The sequence below is a fragment of the Flavobacterium sp. UBA7680 genome (genome assembly GCF_002482975.1).
Classification (GTDB): Bacteria; Bacteroidota; Bacteroidia; order Flavobacteriales; family Flavobacteriaceae; genus Flavobacterium.
Genome location: NZ_DLHA01000050.1, coordinates 215,785 through 232,241 on the forward strand (window position 1 = coordinate 215,785; position 16,457 = coordinate 232,241).

The following is a 16,457-nucleotide window of genomic DNA, read 5'->3' on the forward strand; positions in this document are numbered from 1 at the left end:
AGTCCAAATGAGATAAAATTCGGATGATTTTTGTGATATTTTAAATTCAAAAATTATGAGTGTAAATAACCATTCGAAAGAAGTCGAAACCAGATTAAAAGATTTTTTTATTAATACGATTGACCCAAAAGATTTAGCAAAAACAATACGCCAAGTAAATTATGCTCTTTCGTTATGCTCAATGCGAGGTTGCGAAACTCTGGAATCTGCATTAAACAACATTGATGATAATTTTTATTGGCTGAATAAATTGGCAGAAGTTCTTGATCCTTATTTGGATGTTGAATGAAGAATGGGTTGTCGTTTCTCTAAATGATAATCTTTGCGGTTACTTTGTCTTCAAGGGATTGAAATCCCTTGCTACAAAATAAATCATTCCTTCGGAACTTTATATAGCGTTCCGTAGGAACAAATTATATTGTAGGGATGGATTTCAATCCATTTTCGCAATCATAATCGTCATTTTTGTCATTCCGAGGAACGAAGGAATCTCACTAGAAACTCCGCAAAGAAAAGCGTCAATCTTTGTCGATCTGCGAGTGCGATTCCTTCGTTCCTCGGAATGACAATATTGGGGTTATTTTTTGGTTTCGGCGAAAGCCTGAATAAATTTAGAATCTATAAGGCATACGAATTTTAGAAGAATTTAAAATAGATTATTGCATCCATCCTTCGATTTTGTAATTTTTAGAAAACAATTTTCGTTCTTTTTTACCATTGTCAGGTTTAAACCAAACTTCAAATCTTGCTGCGTAAGGTTGTCCCCAATCGCCTTCGTAAATTGTAAAATGATTACTTGTGCCGTATTTCTGTATATTCTCTGTAGGATTGTAAACGCTAATATGGGTTGTTTCGAATAGACTATCATCAGAAAGTGCTGTGTTTTGAGTAACCTCAAAAGCTTTTAAATAAATTGTACCGCTTTCTATTTTTCCAATCCAAAAATCATATTCATAAAGTCCGGGTTGCAATGAATTATATAGTTGAAATTCTATTTTTTCAACAATTTTATTTGTAACGCTGTCTGGTTTTTTCTCGTCTTGATTTATGGATTTCATGTCGACAGGATTACTAATTTGTATGTCCTTTGGAATTTTTAAGTTTTCTGCCCAATTATCAGGCTTTTCTTGTTCAATAATAAATGTAGTAACAATGGAAATTATAATTATATAAATTGTTCCGCCAAATAAAAATAAGGTTATAATACTTTTGAGCCATTTCCTTTTTGATAATTGACAAAATACTGAAATCAATAGGAATAATAAACTAAATCCGAAAATTGCAAAACAAATGTTTTTAAAAATATGGCTTTCAATAATATCAGCAACTATTAGAAGTATAATAGAAATAAACCAAAAAAGTATTGGTTTTCCCCAGCTGTTAAAAAAACTTGAAAGGTGTTTTCCCATAATTATTTAGTTCCGCTTTTGTTCGGCTAATCTAAATTAAAAAAGAATGACAAACTAGATTTTGTTATTATTATAAAGTAAATCATTTCTTCGGAATTTTATATAGCGTTCCGTAGGAACAAATTATATTGTAGGGATGGATTTTAATCCATTTTCGCAATCATAATCGACAATCTTTGTAGAGCTACTCGTGGAGATTCCTCGTTCCTCGGAATGACAAATATGGGGTTGCTTTGTTCTTTTAGTGAAAGTCGAATTAATTATTCTAAAGAAATTCGTAACTCCATATCATTTTCTTTTACGAACTCTAAGAAGATTATTAAATCTGTTATGCATTTAAAATCCCAAACTAGATCTGTTGAGTTTTTAAATACTTTTTCATTGACTAATGAGATTTTCTCAATTAACCAATCTATATCATTTTCGAAAATTATATCTGTAACGTCTTCCCAACTCCAGCCAATACTTTTAATCCAGTTTGTAATAAATTCGGGTAAATCGGGAGAAATTGGAATAACATCTAATTCAGATATTAAAGAATTAAAATATCCTTCCCACAAACTAAAAAAGTAAATTCCATTTTCTCCTTGATCTAATTGATATTCAATAGAAATTCCGTCTGAATTTTTTTGAATATTTCTTTGAAAAGGAATATTTTTAGAATTAGTATAAAATCTGATTTCTTTTTCGCCTATAAAATCTGAATAATAATCTAAATTTAGGTCATTGATTTTCATAAGGTTATTATGAGTTTTAGAGTTTGTAAATCAAATATATACCAAAAACAAAAAAGCTCCTGAATATCTTCAGAAGCTTTTTTAGTGCGGATAATAGGACTCGAACCTACACGCCTTGCGGCACCAGATCCTAAGTCTGGCATGTCTACCAATTTCACCATATCCGCGTAATTGTGGGTGCAAAGATAAGCATACTTTCGAATATTCAAAGAAAAATTTCAAAAAAAATATTAATTCTCTTTTTTGTACTTTTGGGTTTCTATAAAAATTATTTAAATGGAAAATATTAAGTCCTACGTTCAACAACATAAAGATCGGTTTATCAATGAATTGATCGAATTATTAAAGATTCCGTCGGTAAGTGCCGACACTGCATATTCACAAGATGTTATTGATACAGCAGAGGCTGTAAAAGAAAGTTTATCAAAAGCAGGCTGCGATTTAGTTGAAGTTTGCGATACTCCGGGTTATCCAATTATTTATGGAGAAAAAATAATCGACCCAAATCTTCCAACAGTTTTAGTTTACGGACACTACGATGTTCAACCGCCAGATCCATTAGAATTATGGACTTCACCACCTTTTGAACCCGTTATAAAAACTACAGATATTCATCCTGAAGGCGCAATCTTCGCGCGTGGAGCATGTGACGATAAAGGTCAGATGTACATGCACGTAAAAGCACTTGAATATATGGTACAAACTAATAATTTGCCTTGTAACGTAAAATTCATGATCGAAGGTGAAGAAGAAGTTGGTTCGGCAAGTTTAGCCTGGTTCGTAGAACGCAATCAGGAAAAACTGAAAAACGACGTTATTTTGATTTCTGATACGGGAATGATTTCTAACCAACAACCGTCAATCACTACAGGTTTAAGAGGTTTGAGTTATGTTGAGGTTGAAGTTACAGGTCCAAACCGCGATTTGCATTCTGGTTTATACGGAGGTGCTGTGGCGAACCCAATTAATATTTTGGCAAAAATGATCGCTTCTCTTCACGACGAAGACAATCATATTACGATTCCGGGATTCTATGATAAAGTTCAGGAATTATCTGCAGAAGAAAGAGCTGAAATGGCAAAAGCGCCTTTTAGTTTAGAAAAATATAAAAATGCTTTAAACTTAAATGATGTTTACGGCGAAAAAGGTTATGTAACAAACGAGCGCAACTCAATTCGTCCGACTTTAGACGTAAACGGAATTTGGGGCGGTTATACTGGTGAAGGTGCCAAAACGGTTATTGCGAGTAAAGCTTTTGCTAAAATTTCAATGCGTTTGGTTCCAAATCAGGATTGGGTTGAGATTACAGAACTTTTCACAAAACATTTCACAAGTATTGCTCCGGCTGGAGTTACAGTAAAAGTAACGCCTCACCACGGCGGACAAGGTTATGTTACGCCAATTGACAGTATTGGTTATCAGGCGGCAAATAAAGCGTATACTGAAACATTTGGAGTTCCGGCAATTCCGGTTCGTTCTGGAGGAAGTATTCCAATTGTGGCTTTGTTTGAAAAAGAATTAAAAAGCAAAACGATTTTAATGGGATTTGGTTTGGACAGCGATGCTATTCACTCACCAAATGAACATTTTGGAATCTTTAATTACTTGAAGGGAATTGAGACTATTCCGTTGTTTTATAAGTATTTTGTGGAATTGAGTAAATAAGGTGTTTTTGCCGCGAAGGCGCTAAGACACTAAGATTTTTTTAGATATAGAATCCGTTCAGAAATGAGCGGATTTTTTTTTGGAAAGATTCAAAGGGACAAAGATTGTTTCAATTACCTCCAGCTTTAACTGGAGGTTTTGAGAAGAAATTGGTATTGGCTTTAGCCAAATTATAAGTGTTGTTTATATAAATGAAGTACAAATTTGGCTAAAGCCTTTTCTTTTGTTTTTCTTTTTACACCTCCAGCTAAAGCTGGAGGCAATTAAAAAAAAATGTCCTTAAAGCTTTGTTTTTATGTGACTTAAAAGAAATTTTTCTTATAAAAACTTGCGTATTAAAATTTTAACTCTACATTTGTAGAACATTATCTATATTTGTAGAGTTAAAAATGAATATGAAAAATCTTTTCTTCTTGTTCTTTTGCGGACTAATGCTTTTGAGTTGTAAAAGCAAACCAATTAATCAGAAAATTGACAAGAAAAAAGAGGGTGTTTGGATAGATAATTATTCGCAAGACGGAACGAATTATAAATCGTATGAATTCTATAAAAGTGATCAGCCGATAAAAAAGTGGAAAACTTATATTAATGGAAAAATTTACAAAACAGAGAAGTATAAAAATGGAATTTGTATTGTAAAAACTTACTACGAAAACGGAAAACTAGAATCAAAAGGAAAAACTAAACTAGAAATTAATTTAACTGAAACACATTGGTTTTATTTTGGAAAATGGAAATTCTATTCGGATAAAGGAAAGTTAAAAGGAATCAAAAACTACGAGAAAGGTGAATTGATTTCAGAACAAAATATAGAATAATAAAAACTTAGAACCTTAAAAAAATGCAATTATCAAACTCAGAAGAACAATTAATGGAACATCTTTGGAAGCTTGAAAAGGCTTTTATGAAAGATTTACTTGAAGCGTATCCAAAACCAAAACCGGCAACAACAACCGTTGCAACGCTTTTAAAACGAATGATCGACAAAAAATTTGTTGCTTACAATGAATTTGGAAATTCGAGAGAATATTATCCGCTGGTAAAGAAAACCGATTATTTTTCAAAACACGTAAACGGTTTAATAAGCAATTTTTTTAATAATTCGGCTTCACAATTTGCTTCTTTTTTTACGACTGAAACCAATTTATCGGCTTCGGAATTAGAAGATCTTAGGAAAATAATAGATTCAGAAATTCAAAAAAAGAAAAAATGACAGACTTTCTAATAAAATCGACAGTTAGCTTAAGCATTCTTTTGGTTGTATACCATTTGTTCTTGCAAAAAGAAAGAATGTTTCGCTTCAACAGGTACTTTTTATTAGTCAGTTTATTGTTTTCAATAGCGATTCCTTTTATGTCTTTTGAAATTCAACAAGATATTCCTATTGTGTACAATAATGCAATTCCGTTTTCGACTAATACAGACCATCTTCCAATTCAAACAGAATTGATAAATATAAACACAGATGAACAAACCAATTACTGGCTTTTCCTATTATGGATAACTTATGGCTTAATTACTTTAATACTAAGTTATCGGTTTGTTCAAAATATTTATAAAATCACATCTAAGGCTAAAGTGTCTAAAATCATTGTGTATCAAAACATAAGAATGGTTTTACTCTCAGAGAAAACATTGCCTTATTCGTTTTGGAATTCCATTTACATGAATCAAAATGATTTTGAAAATGGACTAATAGAACAAGAATTGTTTACGCATGAAATTGCCCATGTAAAGCAAAAACATACTCTTGATGTGATTTTTATAGAAGTTTTGAAAACGTTATTTTGGTTCAATCCTATCTTTATTTTTTACAAAAAAGCCATTCAACTTAATCATGAGTTTTTGGCAGATGAAAATGTAATAGCAGCACATCATAATGTTTATTTATATCAGAACCTTTTGCTCAACAAATTCAACATTTCCAAACCCATTTATTTGACTAGTAATTTAAATTTTTTATCAACAAAAAAACGACTTATTATGATGACAAAAATCACTTCAAAAACAAAAGCTCTAATGATGCAGTCTTTAGCTGTTTTTGGCCTTTTAACAATCTTTTTGATATTAGCTTTTAAACCATTGCCATTGAGCAGCAAAAAAACTATAGTAATTGATGCCGGACATGGAGGAGAAGATATTGGAGCGCAAATAGGCGCCGAGCAAGAAAAGAAAATTGTAGAAAATATTGCCAATAAAATAAAGGTATTGAATGGTAAAGATGAAATTGAAATTATTTTGCTTAGAAAAGATGACAGTTTTATTCAATTAAGCGAAAGAGTATCGAAAATAAACAAAATAAACCCAAGTTTGGTAATTTCTTTACATGTAAATAGTTCAGAAAATTTGAATGAAAATGGAGTAAATGCATATGTTTCAAAACAAAATGGTTTTTATGAAGAATCAAAGGAAAGGGCTGAAAATTTAGTTGATAAAATTTCAAATGGAAAACTTGCCAAAGGTGAGGTTAAAGATGCAAACTACTATGTGCTTAAAAACTCAAAATGCCCTGCATTATTAGTAGAAATTGGCTATTTGACAAATGAAAATGACAGAACTTATCTGATTAGCGAAAACGGACAAAATGAAATTGCTAATAAAATCATTGAGTTCATAAAAATATAAACGTGTGTTAAGACACTTCTGTGAATATTGAATTAGGCAATTAATATTTTAATCGCAGCATTAGCATATAAAATATTTAAAGATCAGTTAATGAATGGGTTTTAAACTTAAAAAAAGAAAAAATGACAGACTTTCTTATAAAATCAACCGTGGCTTTAAGTGTCTTTCTTGTCTTTTATCATTTGGTATTAGAAAGAGAGAAGATGCATCAGTTTAATAGATTTTATTTGCTTTTCTCAATCTTAATTTCATTAATTATTCCTTTTATTTCATTTGAAATAATCAAAAAAATTCCGATAAGTTCTGCAAGTCATATTGTTGTTAATCAGCCATTAATTCAGATGCAAAATGTTGTTGAAGAAACCAATTATAAATTGATTTTTTTGTTGAGTTTCTACGTATTAGTGACTTTGATATTGATGCTAAGATTTGGAAGAAATATTAAAAATTTTAGATCAAAAATAAACAGTAATCCCTCAGTAGATTTTAAAAATTCAAAATTGGTTTTGGTAGAAGAAAAAATTCTGCCGCATACTTTCCTGAATTATATTTTTATTAATGCGGATGATTTTAAAACCCAAAATATCGAAGCCGAATTATACTCGCATGAATTAGTTCATGTCACTCAAAAACACACATTAGATATTTTGTTTGTGGAGTTTTTGAAGACTATTTTTTGGTTCAATCCTATATTTTTATTTTATAAAAAAGCAATACAACTTAATCATGAATTTCTTGCCGATCAGGAAATTGTGAAAACTTATAAGGATGTTCCATTTTATCAGAATCTGCTTTTAAATAAAGCAAGTGGAAGTCAAACGATTTACCTGGCCAGTAATTTGAATTATTTAGTAACAAAAAAACGATTAATTATGATGAAAAAAAGAACATCAAAAAACATAGCGTTTCTAAAAAAAATTGCTGCCTTACCGGTTGTCATTGGTTTAGTTTTTCTTTTATGTGTGGAAACGATTGCTCAAGAAACACAAACGGATATAAAAAATCAAAGAACACAGAATGCTTCGTCTTTCGATAAATACTACGCAAATACTGCTTTTGTCTTTAAAAGTAAAAGCAGTAAAGTTTTTGTTGAAAAGAAGTACTCCGAATTAACGGAGCAAGAGAAAAAGCTGGTTCCGCCTCTGCCATCTCTTGCTAAAAAATCTCCTGATTTAAAGGAATATGAAGGTTTCAAAAAGAGTGAAAATTATGCTGTTTGGATTGATGGAAAACATGTTCCTAATTCAGATTTAAATGAATATAAGGCAAGCAATTTTGTTTCTTACTTTAATAGTTTTGTGCATAAAAATGCCAGAAGCAAGAAGTTTCCGCAAAGGTTTCAAGTGACATTGTATACCGACGAAGGTTATAATAAAGCGTATGGTGATAATCAAGTATTAGATGCTGGAACCATAACAATTATGGCCAGTGAAGACACGCGTAAAAAAGAAATTCAAAAAAAGCAGGAAAAAGAAATTAGAGCAACGGTTAACGATGTAGATAGACAACCTGAATTTCCAGGCGGTATATTGGAGTTCTACAAATTTGTAGGGAAGAATTTCAAAACATCTGCGGAAGCGACAGCAAACAAAATTCAAGGAAAAGTTTACATAGAATTTATGGTAGAAAAAGACGGCTCGCTTTCAGAATTTAAAATAGTGAAAGATTTAGGTTATGGAATAGGCGATGAGGTAATTCGCGTTTTAAAACTTTCACCAACATGGACGCCCGGCTCTGAAAATGGAAAGCCAGTCCGTGTATTGTACACTTTGCCTGTAACAATTCAAAATAATGAAGAACCAAAAAAATATAAGGTAATAAATGCATCCTATCCGAGAATGGATTTTGCACCAACTATTTTTGGAAATTAAAAAGTATATAAAATCGTTTTCTGTAAATAAAAAATCCGCTTCCAGATTTCTGGAAGCGGAAAAATAAACTAAAAAAAATTCTAAAAATAAAAAGTGAGATCTGGATTAAAATAAATCCGGATTGTATCCAAAATAAGGTACTCCTTGTTCGTTAAAAATAACGCCGTACTCTTCTAATTCCTTTAATATTGGTTCGTAAACTTCTTTTTTTATCGGAAGCTGAACGCCTGGAGTTGTGATTTTTCCGTTTAAAATCAGCAAAGTTGCCATTGCAACTGGAAGGCCGACTGTTTTTGCCATTGCTGTATACGTTTGATCGTCGCCAATACAAACCATTTTTGAATCGATTTGTTTTTTCTCGCCGTTTAGTTCATAACCAAATTTATGATACATCACGATCATATCTTTATCATCTGGTTCAAGAGCCCAGCTGTCGGTTAAGATTTTTTCTAAAATTTGAGCCGGAGTTGCATTTGGCAGATTTACTTTTTTGTTTGGGTTGAATAAATCCAATTCTAAAAGTTTATCCCACATAATATCATCCTGATCGATTTTAAGAATAAAACGGGTTTTAATTTCAACAGAATCTGTTGGGTGATAAGGCAGAAACGAATTCATAAATTGACGATAACTCATGTTTTCAGAATCTTCGATCACATAACTGTCATCTGTCATTCCGAGTTGCACGAACATATTCCATGCTTTTGAAAAACCAACTCTTCGAATTGTTCCTCTATATAAAGTCAGGACATCATCAAGTCCGTAAATTGATCTGTATTTAAGCGAATCACGGTTAGAATAAGCCTCAAATTTTCCGTAGCCTTCCACTTCAAGAAATTCTGTCCGGCGAAATAATGCGCTGTACGGAATATATTTATAAGTACCTTCCTGAATAAATTTTGCGGCTCCGCCTTGTCCGGCCAAAACCACATTTCTAGGCGCCCAGGTAAATTTATAATTCCATAAATTATTATCAGACTCTGGAGCGACTAAACCGCCGCAAAACGATTCAAACAAAAGCATTTTACCGCCTTTTGAAGTGATTTCATCAATAACTTTCATGGCGCTCATATGGTCGATTCCGGGATCAAGACCAATTTCGTTCATGAAAATCAGGTTGTTCTTTTTCGCTTCTTCATCAAGAGCCTGCATGGCATCACTTATATAAGATGCCGTTACAAGATGTTTTTTAAACTGAAGACAGTCTTTTGCGATTTCGATATGTAAATGTGCCGGAAGCATTGAAATTACAATCGAAGCTTTTTCAATTGCAGCACGTCTTTCTTCAGTATTAAAAATATCTAAAGCAATTGGAGTTGCGTTTGGATGTTTCTGTGTTTTTTTCTCGGCTAAAGCCAAAGACAAATCGGCAACAACAAGATGCAGGTTTTCGGTTTCTGATTTTGCAAGTAAGTAACGAATCAGCGAAGATGCTGATCTGCCGGCTCCAATTATTAAAACGCTTCTCATAACTCTAATATTTAACACAAACATATTAAAATGTTATAAATATAACAAATATAATTTGAAAAATGATAATTATTTAATTCGTAAATCGAACAAAAAAGTCATTTTTAGAGCTGAAATATTTTAAAAACTAAAATGAATATTGAATAGGATGAAGTATTTTTGTTTGAAATTAAAAGTCTGGAAAATATGAAAAGAAGAATAGTTTTAACGGGAGCCTTTATAGGAATGTTAGCCATTATTTTTGGTGCTTTTGGAGCCCATTTACTTAAGAAATATCTGGGTGTCGATGAGTTAAACACTTTTGAAGTTGGTGTTCGTTACCAAATGTACCACGCTCTCTTTTTACTTTTTCTTTCAACCCGAAAAGACATCACTGAAAAAACCTTAAAAGCAATCTATAATTTGATTGTTGCAGGTGTTGTTCTCTTTAGCGGATCTATTTATTTATTAGCTACTAAAAGTCTTACAGTTTTTGATTCTAAGATTATCGTATTCGCAACACCTTTGGGCGGATTCTTATTAATTATTGGTTGGGCGGTATTATTTCTTACTATTTTGAAGAAAAAATCATAAAATCCAGAAAAAAAAATTCTGTGTAAAAATTAATCTTTAATTTTGTCTCATAATTAACATATAACGTTACTTATGTGAATTTTTATTGCTTTTTATCTCCTTTGATAAAAAATATAACAATTTGCAAACTTGGACTTTACGTTTAAGAAGAAGTAAAATTATATTTTGTTGCACCAAAAAATAACATACAACACAACATTAAATTTATGGACAATAACACACTTTTCGCGCAATCGATTTCGTTAAAAGAATTAGGAATAGAAAATGCAACGGTTCGTTACCAGTTATCAGCAGATGAACTGCATGCAATAACTGTGCAGTCAGGACAAGGTGTTGAGGCCTCTACAGGTGCTTTGGCAATTAATACAGGTGAATTTACAGGACGTTCTCCACAAGATCGTTTTATTGTAAAAGACAGCATTACAGAAGATAAAGTATGGTGGGGAAATGTAAATATTCCGTTTTCACCAGAAGCTTTTGAGAAATTATATAATAAGGTAACCAAGTTTTTATCAGACAAAGAGGTTTTTGTTCGCGATGCTTACGTGTGTTCAGATCCAAATTACAGACTAAACGTTCGCGTTGTAACCGAAACAGCCTGGTCAAATTTGTTTTGCTATAATATGTTCTTAAGACCAGAAGAGTCTGAATTGGCAAACTTTACTCCAGAATGGACTGTAGTTTGTGCTCCAAGTTTTATGGCAGATCCTGCTGTAGACGGAACACGTCAGTCTAACTTTGCTATTTTAGATTTTACTAAAAAAGTAGCTTTAATTGGCGGAACTGGTTATACAGGAGAAATGAAAAAAGGAATTTTCTCTGCTTTAAACTTCATTTTACCGGTTTTTGAAAATACATTACCAATGCATTGCAGCGCCAATGTTGGTAAAAATGGAGATACAGCAATTTTCTTCGGATTATCCGGGACAGGAAAAACAACTTTATCTGCAGATCCGGAACGTAAATTAATTGGAGACGATGAACACGGATGGACTGGCGAAAATACAGTTTTCAATTTTGAAGGCGGATGCTACGCAAAAGTGATCAACTTAACAGAAGAAAACGAACCAGACATTTACAGAGCAATCAAAAAAGGTGCGCTTTTAGAAAATGTAGTTTTCAAAACGGGAACTAAAGAAGTAGATTATGATGATGTTTCGATCACTCAAAACACTCGTGTAAGTTACCCAATAACACATATTGACAATATTCAGCCGGGTTCTATTGGTCATAACCCAAAAAATATATTTTTCCTTACAGCAGATTCTTTCGGAATTCTGCCTCCAATTTCAAGATTAACTCCCGGGCAGGCTGCTTACCATTTTATTTCCGGATATACAGCAAAAGTTGCCGGAACTGAGGCTGGAGTTACAGAACCACAGCCAAATTTCTCTGCTTGTTTTGGAGCGCCTTTTATGCCTTTGCATCCAACAAAATATGCTGAAATGTTAAGTAAAAAAATGAAAGATGCAGATGTAAAAGTTTGGTTAATCAACACAGGTTGGACAGGTGGTGCATACGGAACAGGAAACCGTATGAAACTTAAATATACTCGCGCTATGATTACAGCTGCATTAAACGGTGAACTGGATAATGTAGAATACAAAAATCACGCAGTATTTGGAATTGCAAAACCACAATCTTGCCCTAACGTTCCAGAGGAAATTTTAAATCCTAGAAATACTTGGGAAGACAAAGATTTATACGATAAAAAAGCATTAGAATTAGCTCAGAAATTCAAAGCTAATTTTGCCAAATTTGAAGAGTTTGCCAATGCTGAAATCTTAGCAGGCGCACCGATTACAGAATAAGAGGAATTATTTAATTCAAATGAAAAAAGCTGTTCAGTTATGAACGGCTTTTTTTTGTTTCAGGTTTTAAGTTTCAAGTTTCAGGTTGAACGAAACACTTGTCAGGCTGAGCGAAGTCGAAGCCCTCGCAAAGCACTTCGACTTCGCTCAGCCTGACACCGGATTTAAGTCTCGATAAAACTTGAAACTTGAAACCTGAAACAAAAAGAACTATTTTTTAGCTTCATCAATACGCTTCTGGATCAAATCCCACGCATAATAATGAAATGTCATTCCGTTGCTCATGGCTATGAAAAGTCCGTTTTTGTATTTTGGACCTAAGTTTACGCTTGTAACATCGGCACCGTCGCATTCAATTGTTGACGTTGGAACTTCTACCAATAAAGTATGTTTGTTTGGATTTCCTTTTGAACCTTCTCTAGCATAAACCATAAAAGAATTTGCCTGCTGATTTGAAACTAAAATATATCCTGTAGAATCGGTTGCTTTGTAAATCGCAATTCCCTCGTGATCAGCTTTAAAGTCTTTTTGACCAAAGAAAGCCAATTCTTTATTATCGTTTAATGCAGGATCAGCTTTGTACTTTCTAATTCCAACTTGTTCGTCGCAATAGTAAACAAAACCTAATTCGTTATCAACAGCAATGGCTTCAATTTCTTTTTTACCGCTGTAAGTTCCGAATTTGCGAACCACTTTTGCAGCAGCAAATTTTCCGTTTCCAGAAAGTTCATACTGCCATAAATAACTGCCTGTTGGACCCGTTTTTCTTCCCACAATAGCAAAAATCTTTTGATCGCTTGGACGTGTATATAAAGAAACTCCCATCGGATCTCTTTCGGCATCACCTTCAAAAACCGGAATTCCACCATTGTCAATTGGTTCTAAATCAGGTAAACTGAAAATTCTTATTTTGTTGGTTTCACGTTCTGTAGTAACCGCAATATCTACTTTTTTTCCGTCGATGATTAATCCGTAAGCGATATCAACATTGTTTGGACGTTGTAAAACAATTGATTTTTTAAGGATTTTTCCATTCAAATCAAAAGCATACAAACCACCGTCTGTATCTTTATCCGTTCCCACAATAATACTTTTTGTTGCATCGGCTGGGTTAATCCATATGGAAGGATCATCTGTATCGTGAGGCAAAGCTTCAGTAACCGTTGTTGGTTTTACCGCATTGGGTTGAATTGGGGCTAATTTATCGTCTTTACAAGCTGTAAATGAAAGGCTTAAAAATAAAAAAGCAAGTATAGATTTGTTTTTCATTAGGTATTTTATTTTAAATGAAATTAGACAGAACGGTAAAGTCCTGTCTAATTTAAGAAATTTATATATGGATTATTACAAGTCTAATTTCAATCCGAAATTGTAACGAGCCTGGTAATATTCTACTTGTTTCGTATGTGTTTCAATTCCTTGATAGTAACGTAAAGGCTGATTCGTTAAGTTATTCGCTTCGGCAAAAAGACGAAGTTTTGGCGTAATTTTGAAAGCAGCATTAGCATCTAGGAAAAACTGTTTGTCATAATAACTGTCTTTGTACGATTCTGAACCTAATTCATCTAAATAATCAGAGGTAAAGTTGGTTGAAATTCTCGCAGAAAAACGTTTGTTTTCCCAAGATAAAGATCCGTTAAACATGTGCGGCGTTGTTCCCGGAAGGCTGATATCCTTTCTTTCGTTTCCATCCTCATCGGAAATCCCTTTTGCTTTAGATTTTGTATACGTATAGTTTAAATAAACAGCAAAACCTTTTAAGAATTTCCCCGGAAGGAAATCTAACTGACGTTGAAAAGCAACTTCAAATCCGTAAACATCTACTGTGTCACCATTTCTTGATTGTAAAAATGACCAGTTTTCGCCAACCGGAATTGGGTTTGTCTGATTAGGGAAATCATTGGCAAATTTTACACTGTCGTATTCATTATCACTGTAATTGTAAATGAAATCATTTAATCTTTTGTAGAAAACACCTCCGGAAATTAAACCAACCGATTTGAAATAATTCTCGGCCATGAAATCATAATTGTATGAGTATGTTGCGTCAAGATCTGGATTTCCGGCTGTAATTTCTTTATCTGAAGCGATATTGTTTACATAAGGAGCTAATGCATAATAGTTTGGTCTTGCCAAAGCTGTAGTTGCAGCAGCTCTTAAAACTAAATCTTTTGTAGCATTATATTGAAATGAAATGCTCGGCATTAAATTCGTGTAAGAGTTTGTCGTATTGATTTTGCTCTCTAATTCTTCTTCATCCAAAACTCTGTTTCCTGTATAATCAATATGAGTATTCTCTAAACGGAAACCTAAAACCATCGAAAGTTTATCGTTAAAATCCTGATCCCATCTTACATACGCAGCATAAATACTTTCTTTTGCATTATAGTTCACCGCTAAAAATTCTGAAGGATCTGATTCTTTATCAAATAAAGCCGCATTGTTTAAATCAAGATTTCCTAAGAAATTTGCCGAAGCAAAAGTTCCTGGTATGTATTTAGTTCCCGGATTGAAATTTTTGCCATCAAAAGTAGTTGTCGAAATTTCAGATAATAAATCCATTCCGTCATTAATTGGCTCATACGTAAAGAAAGTATTGTTTCTTTCTTTCTCTTTCAAACGAAGTCTAAGACCCGTTCTCAATCTTCCTTTTTGAGCTGGAATAATAGTAAAAGGAAAACGGATGTTAACTTTTGCACCAAATTCGCTCTCACTTGTTTCATCTGTATTTTCAGAAACCGAATCAAATTCAAATTGATCTAAAGCCTCACCAGTTGTTGTAACCAATGGGAATTTTAAATCAGAAAAATTTTCAGTCATTTCTAAACCTGTCTGACGGTATTCGATATAACGTTCTCCCGGACGGTATTCTCTCGCTTTTGCATAATTGGCAGACCAGTCTAAATCTAGTTTTGAGTTGATTAAATGCTCTCCGCGAATAGAATAATTTTGAACTCTTTGATCTTCTAATCTTCTGCTTTTGTTACGGCTGTTGTCAATACCACCTTTAGTTTCACGTTTTACACGACCTTCAAATCCTGTAATTTGTTCACCATTATAAATAGGCTCGATATCATCGTAAGTCGTTCTAAAACGGTTTTCTCTATCGTCTCTCCAGTTGTAAATAGCATTGGCAAAAATGGTATTGTTTTCGTCAAATTTATAATCTAAAGCAACAGAACCGCTGCGGCGAATACGCTGTACATTATATTTTCTAATTTCTGAAGCTTGTAAATATTCATTTCCAAAATCATCTTTTACCCATTCGTTTTCTACGTTATCAGATCCGTAATCAACATTATTATAAGAACCGCTAAAAACAGCACCTAATTTATTATCGAAAAAACGATTTCCGTATACAAAACCTGCCGTGTAACTTGCGTGTTCGCGAATTGGTAAATAACCTCCCGCAAGCGTTGCAGAAATTCTTTCGCCATTTGGAGTTGCTCTTGTGATTAAGTTTACAGAACCTCCAATAGCGTCAGCATCCATATCTGAAGTCAACGTTTTGTTTACTTCAATAGTCGAAATCATATCAGATGGAATTAAATCCATTTGCACGTTTCTGTTATCTCCTTCTGCAGAAGGAATACGGTCACCATTTAAAGTAACCGAGTTTAAAGACGGAGCCAAACCTCTAATAATAATATTACGAGCTTCACCCTGATCATTTTGCATTGTAATACCCGGAACACGTTTTAAAGCGTCTCCAACGTTAGCATCCGGGAAACGCCCCATTTGATCTGACGAAATTACGTTTCCGATGTTTTTATTGTTTTTTTGCTGATTCAGCGCTTTTGCCTGACCTTTTAAGATATCTCCAACTACAACTTCACTCAACTCAGTTCCAGAAGTTTTAAGCGCAAAATCTAAAACATTGTTTTTGCCTTGTTCAACAGTAATTTCATGAGTTATAGAAGTATATCCAATATATTTTACTTCAACTTTATAAGTTCCAACATTAATATTTAATAATTCAAAACGGCCGTTGTAGTCAGAAATCGTGTATTTGTTTTCTCCAACAATCTGGACCATCGCTCCCGGCAGCGGAAGTTTGTCGTCTGCATCCAGCACTTTTCCGGAAATTATCGCTTTTTGCGCATAACCCGAAACGGCTAAAAATAAGAACATTAGTAATAAATTGATTTTTTTCATTGTGTGTTTAGTTTGATTCATTGCGAAACTATACTCTTTGTATTACTAAAACCCTTTAAAAAAATTAACATAGTGTTATGATTAGTCAGTTATTCCTTATTCTTATTAATGTTTAACTAACATTTAAGTCTCAAATAATTG

The 16,457-nt window shown here is 33.1% G+C and carries 13 protein-coding genes and 1 tRNA gene; 8 read left to right on the forward strand and 6 right to left on the reverse strand.

Annotated features, from left to right (window positions below; translation table 11 throughout):
- Nucleotides 1-55: 55 nt before the first annotated feature.
- A complete protein-coding gene (locus tag B3C18_RS21095) occupies nt 56-289 on the forward strand; it encodes a hypothetical protein (protein ID WP_291151398.1) in 234 nt (77 codons plus the stop codon).
- 367 nt (nt 290-656) lie between these two features.
- Here the strand turns inward: B3C18_RS21095 and B3C18_RS21100 are convergent, their stop codons facing one another.
- From B3C18_RS21100 to B3C18_RS21110, 3 genes are all read right to left on the reverse strand, one after another.
- Nucleotides 657-1,409 carry a hypothetical protein gene (locus tag B3C18_RS21100; protein WP_291151401.1) on the reverse strand — a complete coding sequence of 251 codons (753 nt, stop codon included), beginning with the start codon at nt 1,407-1,409 and terminating at the stop codon, nt 657-659.
- 260 nt (nt 1,410-1,669) lie between these two features.
- Nucleotides 1,670-2,146 (reverse strand): hypothetical protein, encoded by a 477-nt coding sequence (locus B3C18_RS21105; protein ID WP_291151404.1) that lies wholly within the window; start codon nt 2,144-2,146, stop codon nt 1,670-1,672.
- An 85-nt stretch (nt 2,147-2,231) separates the two neighbouring features.
- Nucleotides 2,232-2,313, reverse strand: a tRNA-Leu gene (locus B3C18_RS21110).
- A gap of 109 nt (nt 2,314-2,422) precedes the next feature.
- Here B3C18_RS21110 and B3C18_RS21115 point away from each other — a divergent pair.
- The 5 genes from B3C18_RS21115 (at nt 2,423) to B3C18_RS21135 (ending at nt 8,307) form a co-directional block, all read left to right on the forward strand.
- A complete protein-coding gene (locus tag B3C18_RS21115) occupies nt 2,423-3,811 on the forward strand; it encodes a dipeptidase (RefSeq protein WP_053469953.1) in 1,389 nt (462 codons plus the stop codon).
- Nucleotides 3,812-4,206: 395 nt separating this feature from the next.
- Nucleotides 4,207-4,629, forward strand: a complete 423-nt coding sequence (locus tag B3C18_RS21120) for a hypothetical protein (RefSeq protein WP_291151409.1) — start codon at nt 4,207-4,209, stop codon at nt 4,627-4,629.
- 23 nt (nt 4,630-4,652) lie between these two features.
- Nucleotides 4,653-5,024, forward strand: coding sequence for a BlaI/MecI/CopY family transcriptional regulator (locus B3C18_RS21125; protein ID WP_053469954.1), 372 nt, complete (start codon nt 4,653-4,655; stop codon nt 5,022-5,024).
- Nucleotides 5,021-6,436 carry an N-acetylmuramoyl-L-alanine amidase gene (locus tag B3C18_RS21130; protein ID WP_291151412.1) on the forward strand — a complete coding sequence of 472 codons (1,416 nt, stop codon included), beginning with the start codon at nt 5,021-5,023 and terminating at the stop codon, nt 6,434-6,436. Before B3C18_RS21125 ends, B3C18_RS21130 begins: the two co-directional genes overlap by 4 nt.
- Before the next feature lie 122 nt (nt 6,437-6,558).
- Nucleotides 6,559-8,307 carry a M56 family metallopeptidase gene (locus B3C18_RS21135; protein ID WP_291151415.1) on the forward strand — a complete coding sequence of 583 codons (1,749 nt, stop codon included), beginning with the start codon at nt 6,559-6,561 and terminating at the stop codon, nt 8,305-8,307.
- Nucleotides 8,308-8,412: 105 nt separating this feature from the next.
- On the opposite strand, the gene B3C18_RS21140 is transcribed toward B3C18_RS21135, so the two are convergent.
- Nucleotides 8,413-9,777 (reverse strand): saccharopine dehydrogenase family protein, encoded by a 1,365-nt coding sequence (locus tag B3C18_RS21140; protein ID WP_256636725.1) that lies wholly within the window; start codon nt 9,775-9,777, stop codon nt 8,413-8,415.
- A 186-nt stretch (nt 9,778-9,963) separates the two neighbouring features.
- Between B3C18_RS21140 and B3C18_RS21145 the strand changes: the two genes are divergently transcribed.
- Together B3C18_RS21145 and pckA are read left to right on the forward strand one after the other, a co-directional pair.
- On the forward strand, nt 9,964-10,350 hold the full coding sequence (locus tag B3C18_RS21145) for a DUF423 domain-containing protein (RefSeq protein ID WP_291151420.1): 387 nt from the start codon (nt 9,964-9,966) through the stop codon (nt 10,348-10,350).
- A gap of 206 nt (nt 10,351-10,556) precedes the next feature.
- Complete coding sequence (pckA, locus tag B3C18_RS21150) at nt 10,557-12,161, forward strand: phosphoenolpyruvate carboxykinase (ATP) (RefSeq protein ID WP_291151423.1); 1,605 nt, start codon at nt 10,557-10,559, stop codon at nt 12,159-12,161.
- Nucleotides 12,162-12,371: 210 nt separating this feature from the next.
- Here pckA and B3C18_RS21155 read toward each other — a convergent pair whose 3' ends face one another.
- Both B3C18_RS21155 and B3C18_RS21160 read right to left on the reverse strand, forming a co-directional pair.
- On the reverse strand, nt 12,372-13,430 hold the full coding sequence (locus B3C18_RS21155; RefSeq protein ID WP_291151426.1) for a phytase: 1,059 nt from the start codon (nt 13,428-13,430) through the stop codon (nt 12,372-12,374).
- Nucleotides 13,431-13,505: 75 nt separating this feature from the next.
- A complete protein-coding gene (locus B3C18_RS21160; RefSeq protein ID WP_291151430.1) occupies nt 13,506-16,316 on the reverse strand; it encodes a TonB-dependent receptor in 2,811 nt (936 codons plus the stop codon).
- Nucleotides 16,317-16,457 lie beyond the last annotated feature (141 nt).

Coding starts and splice junctions, on each gene's coding strand:
- B3C18_RS21095 (WP_291151398.1), top strand. CDS start 56: ATGAGTGTAAATAACCATTCGAAAGAAGTCGAAACCAGATTAAAAGAT.
- B3C18_RS21100 (WP_291151401.1), bottom strand. CDS start 1,409: ATGGGAAAACACCTTTCAAGTTTTTTTAACAGCTGGGGAAAACCAATA.
- B3C18_RS21105 (WP_291151404.1), bottom strand. CDS start 2,146: ATGAAAATCAATGACCTAAATTTAGATTATTATTCAGATTTTATAGGC.
- B3C18_RS21115 (WP_053469953.1), top strand. CDS start 2,423: ATGGAAAATATTAAGTCCTACGTTCAACAACATAAAGATCGGTTTATC.
- B3C18_RS21120 (WP_291151409.1), top strand. CDS start 4,207: ATGAAAAATCTTTTCTTCTTGTTCTTTTGCGGACTAATGCTTTTGAGT.
- B3C18_RS21125 (WP_053469954.1), top strand. CDS start 4,653: ATGCAATTATCAAACTCAGAAGAACAATTAATGGAACATCTTTGGAAG.
- B3C18_RS21130 (WP_291151412.1), top strand. CDS start 5,021: ATGACAGACTTTCTAATAAAATCGACAGTTAGCTTAAGCATTCTTTTG.
- B3C18_RS21135 (WP_291151415.1), top strand. CDS start 6,559: ATGACAGACTTTCTTATAAAATCAACCGTGGCTTTAAGTGTCTTTCTT.
- B3C18_RS21140 (WP_256636725.1), bottom strand. CDS start 9,777: ATGAGAAGCGTTTTAATAATTGGAGCCGGCAGATCAGCATCTTCGCTG.
- B3C18_RS21145 (WP_291151420.1), top strand. CDS start 9,964: ATGAAAAGAAGAATAGTTTTAACGGGAGCCTTTATAGGAATGTTAGCC.
- pckA (WP_291151423.1), top strand. CDS start 10,557: ATGGACAATAACACACTTTTCGCGCAATCGATTTCGTTAAAAGAATTA.
- B3C18_RS21155 (WP_291151426.1), bottom strand. CDS start 13,430: ATGAAAAACAAATCTATACTTGCTTTTTTATTTTTAAGCCTTTCATTT.
- B3C18_RS21160 (WP_291151430.1), bottom strand. CDS start 16,316: ATGAAAAAAATCAATTTATTACTAATGTTCTTATTTTTAGCCGTTTCG.